The organism is Streptomyces malaysiense (genome assembly GCF_000980885.2).
Classification (GTDB): Bacteria; Actinomycetota; Actinomycetes; order Streptomycetales; family Streptomycetaceae; genus Streptomyces; species Streptomyces malaysiense.
Window position 1 is genome coordinate 1 of sequence record NZ_LBDA02000163.1, and the last position, 4,932, is coordinate 4,932.

Here is a 4,932-nt window from a genome sequence, read left to right on the forward strand (position 1 = left end):
AGCTCGACCGGCGGGCCCTGCCCGAACCGGTGCGGGACGGCGGTGCGGGCAACCGTGCCGCCCGCACGCCCGCCGAGGAGGTTCTGTGCACCCTGTTCGCCGAGGCGCTGGGCCTGCCGGCGGTCTCGGTGGACGACGACTTCTTCCGGCTCGGCGGCCACTCGCTGCTCGCCACCCGGCTGGTCGCGCGGGTACGGGAGATCTTCGGGGCACAGGTGCTGGTGCGGGACCTGTTCCGGCACCCGACGGCGGCCGCGCTGGCCGGTCATGTCGCGCGCGACCAGGGCGACACCACCGACACCACCCGTCCCGCCCCGACCGCAGGACCACGTCCGGAGCGGCTGCCGCTCTCCCCGGCCCAGCGCCGGCTCTGGTTCCTGGACCAGATGGAGGGCCCGTCGGCGACGTACAACATCCCGCTGGTCATCCGCCTCACGGGCAGCCTAGACCGGGACGCGCTGCGCGGTGCCCTGTCGGACGTCGTGGGCCGGCACGAGGCACTGCGCACCCTGTTCCCCGCCGACAACGGTGAACCCCGCCAGCGGATCGTCCCGGCCGAACAGGCTGAGGTCCCCTTCGCCGTCGTCACCGCCGACGAGGGCACCCTGGCGGCCCGGATCGGCGAGGAGGCGGGCCGTCCTTTCGTCCTCGACTCCGAACTCCCCCTCCGTGGAATGCTGTTCGAGCTCTCACCGGATGAGCATGTGCTGCTGCTGGTGGTGCACCACATCGCTTCGGACGGCTGGTCGAACACCCCGCTGATGCGGGACCTGGGGCTCGCGTACGGGGCCCGGGTCGACGGGCGGCTGCCGGACTGGGAGCCGCTGCCGGTCCAGTACGCCGACTACACGCTGTGGCAGCAGGAGGTGCTGGGTGACGCGGACGACCCGGACAGCGTGCTCTGCTCGCAACTGGCTTTCTGGAAGGAGGCGTTGGCGGGGCTGCCGGACGAGGTGACGCTGCCCGCGGACCGGTCCCGTCCGGTGGTGGCCTCGTATCGCGGTGCCACGCACACCGTGTCCTGCCCGGCCGGGACGCACCGGGCGCTCACCGCCCTGGCCCGGGAGACCGGCAGCACCTTCTTCATGGTGGCCCAGGCGGCGGTGGCCGCGCTGCTGACCCGCTCGGGCGCCGGCACCGACATCGCCATCGGCTCGCCCGTGGCCGGGCGGGCGGACCAGGCACTGGACGGACTGGTCGGCTTCTTCGTCAACACCCTCGTGCTGCGGACCGACACGGGCGGGGACCCGTCCTTCCGCGAACTCCTGCGCCGCGCCCGGGACACGGACCTCGCGGCCTGGGCGCACCAGGACGTGCCGTTCGACCGGCTCGTCGAGGCCCTCAACCCCGAACGCTCCACCTCCCGCCAGCCGCTCGCCCAGGTCATGCTCTCGGTCACGGACGCCGTCGTACCGGTGCCGGAACTGCCGGATGTGACCGCCGAGTCGGAGTTCACGCCTCTTGAGATCGCCAAGTTCGATCTCACCTTCACCTTCCAGGAGCACCGCACCCCGGGAGGCGAGCCGGCCGGCTTCGACCTGAGCGTGGAGTACTCCACCGACCTGTACGACGCGGACACCGTGGAGGCCGCGGCGGCGCGCCTGATCCGGCTGCTGACCGCGGCGGCCGGCGCCCCCGACCTGCCGTCCGGCGAGCTGGACGTGCTCGGCGACGCGGAGCGCCGGCAGCTGCTCGTCACCTGGAACGGCGACGTGGTCCCCCGTGCCGGGACCTCGCTCCCTGAGGCGTTCGCCGCGCGGGTCGCCCGTGAGCCGGACGCGCCGGCCGCGGTGATGGGCGAACGCGTCCTCACCTACGCCGAGTTGGACGAACGCGCCGACCGGCTGGCCCGTCGGCTCGTCGGCGCGGGCATCCGCGCCGGGGACCCCGTGGTCCTCTTCCTGGAACGCTCGCTGGAAGCGGTGGTCGCCGTGCTCGCGGTCGTGAAGGCCGGAGCGGTCTACGTCCCGCTGGACGTCCGCTACCCCGCCGACCGCATCGCCCTGATCATCCGCGACTCGAAGGCCACCGTCTTCCTCACCGACCGGGAGCCGGCGGGCCTCGGCCTCCCCGAGCACGCCCGCGTCATCCCGGTCACCGGTGTGGCGGACCGCCCGCAGGGCACACCCTCGGGAGCGGACCCCCTGCCCCCGGTCCACCCCGAGCAGCCGGCCTACGCCATGTTCACCTCCGGCTCGACCGGTGTCCCGAAGGGCGTCGCGGTCACCCATCGCAACATCACCGCTCTGGCCGCCGACGAACGGTTCCCCCTCGCCTCGCGCGCCCGGATGCTGCTGCACTCGCCGATGGCCTTCGACGCCTCGACGTTCGAGTTCTGGATGCCGCTGCTGAGCGGCGGCACGCTCGTCGTCGCACCGCCCGGACTGCTGGACACCACCGCGCTGGGCCGCGTGCTGTCCGAGGGCCGGATCACGGGACTGGTCCTGTCGTCGGGACTGTTCCAGATGCTCGCCGAGGACGACCCGGCGGCGCTGGCGGGCGTGCGCACCGTCCTGACCGGCGGCGACGTCATGTCCGTCGAGGCGGTCCGCCGTATCCACCAGCACTGCCCCGGCACCACCGTGCTCAACGGCTACGGCCCGACCGAGACGACCGTCCTGGTCGCCGCGCACACCGTCCGCAGGCCCCACGACCACCCGGGCGCGGTACCGATCGGCACCCCGCTGGAGAACACCCGGATGTACGTCCTGGACAGCCGCATGCGCCTGGTCCCGCCCATGACGCCGGGCGAGCTCTACCTGGCGGGCTCCGGACTGGCCGCCGGCTACCCGAACCGGTCCGCGCTGACCGCCGAGCGGTTCACCGCCGACCCGTACGGTCCGCCCGGCAACCGTATGTACCGCACGGGCGACCTGGCCCGCTGGAACCACCGGGGTGAGATCGAGTTCCTCGGCCGCGCCGACCAGCAGGTGAAACTCCGGGGCTTTAGGATCGAACCCGGCGAGATCGAGACGGTCCTGTGCCGGCACCCCTCGGTGGCGCAGGCCGCCGTGGTGCTCGGGGAGATCAGGGCGGGCGACAAGTGCCTCATCGCCTACGTGACCTCCGCCGAGGGCACCCGGGTGGACGTCCCCGAACTGCGCGCGCGGGTGTCCGCGACCCTGCCTGACTACATGGTGCCGTCGGCCTTCGTCCAGCTGGACGCCCTGCCGCTCACCGCCAACGGCAAGCTCGACCGGCGGGCCCTGCCCGCTCCCGAGCCGGCCGGCACGGGAGCGGCGGCCGAGGGCCGGGCCCCGCGCACCCCCAACGAGGAGATGCTCTGCGGGCTGTTCGCCGAGATGCTCGGCCGCCCGTCGGTGTCCATCGACGACAACTTCTTCCACCTGGGCGGGCATTCGCTGCTCGCCACCCGGCTCGTGCGCCGGATCAACAGCGTCATGGGGGCCGACCTGCCGGTCGGCGCCCTCTTCAACAACCCGATGGTGGCCACGCTGGTCGAGCAGCTCGACCGTATCGGCGGCGCCCGGCCCAAGCTTCGGCCCATGCGCCGGATGGGAGCGTCCAAATGATCCCCTTGTCCTTCGCCCAGCAGCGGCTGTGGTTCCTGGACCAGATGGAAGGCCCCTCCGCGACCTACCACATCCCGCTGGCCGTCCGGCTGCGGGGCGCTCTCGACCGTACGGCCCTGCGGGGCGCCCTGTCGGACGTGCTGGCCCGGCACGAGGTGCTGCGGACCCTGTTCCCCGCGAGGGAGGGGACGCCGTACCAGTCGATCGTCGCGGAGGAGGACGTCGACCTCGCACTGCCGGTGCTGCCGGTGACCGAGGACGCCCTCGGGGACACCCTCGGCGAGCTGGCGGCGAAGACCTTCGACCTCGCCCATGACCTGCCGGTGCGCGGGACCTTGCTGGAACTCGCCCCCGATCACCACGTGCTGCTGCTGGTGGTGCACCACATCGCCTCGGACGGCTGGTCCAACGCCCCGCTGATGCGGGACCTGGGGCTCGCGTACGGGGCCCGGGTCGACGGGCGGCTGCCGGACTGGGAGCCGCTGCCGGTCCAGTACGCCGACTACACGCTGTGGCAGCAGGAGGTGCTGGGTGACGCGGACGACCCGGACAGCGTGCTCTGCTCGCAACTGGCTTTCTGGAAGGAGGCGTTGGCGGGGCTGCCGGACGAGGTGACGCTGCCCGCGGACCGGCCGCGCCCGGTGGTGGCCTCCTACCGGGGTGCCACGCACACCGTGTCCTGCCCGGCCGGTACGCACCGGGCGCTCACCGCCCTGGCCCGGGAGACCGGCAGCACGTTCCTGATGGTGGCCCAGGCTGCGGTGGCCGCGCTGCTGACCCGCTCGGGCGCCGGCACCGACATCGTCATCGGCTCCCCGGTCACCGGACGCGGGGACGAAGCCCTCGACGACCTGGTCGGCTTCTTCGTGAACACGCTCGTCCTGCGCACGGACACCGGCGGGGATCCGTCCTTCCGTGAACTGCTCACCCGGGCGCGGAAGACCGATCTGGCGGCCTGGGCGCACCAGGACGTGCCGTTCGACCGGCTGGTCGAGGCCCTCAACCCGGAGCGCTCGGCCTCCCGGCACCCGCTGTTCCAGGTCATGCTCACCGTCGGCCAGTCCCTCGACGAGTCCGGGCCCGAACTCGGCTGCCTGGAGACGTCGTTGGTGATCCCGGAACTGCGGATCGCGAAGTTCGACATGACCTTCGGCTTCCAGGAGCGCCCCCGCCGTGACGGCGGTCCGGCCGGCTTCGACATCGTCGCCGAGTACGCCACCGATCTGTACGACGACCGGACGGCACGGGCGGTCCTCGACCGTCTGGCGCGACTGCTCACCGCGGCGGCCGAGACCCCGGACACGCCCGTCGGTGAGCTGGAGCTGCTGGCGGCCGACGAGCGCCGGCGACTGGACGAGTGGGCCGGTCCCCACACCTCCGCTCCGGGGCTGTCTCTGGA

Annotated in this window: 2 protein-coding genes; both read left to right on the forward strand. The window is 72.9% G+C overall.

The annotated features are described in order from the left end of the window. Positions 1–3,533, forward strand: a 3,533-nt coding sequence (locus VT52_RS34630; RefSeq protein ID WP_143070977.1) for a non-ribosomal peptide synthetase, incomplete at its 5' end; no start/stop codon positions are given. After that, the coding region (locus VT52_RS34635; RefSeq protein WP_240510025.1) for a condensation domain-containing protein at positions 3,530–4,932 on the forward strand (1,403 nt) is incomplete at its 3' end. The genes VT52_RS34630 and VT52_RS34635, both read left to right, overlap by 4 nt.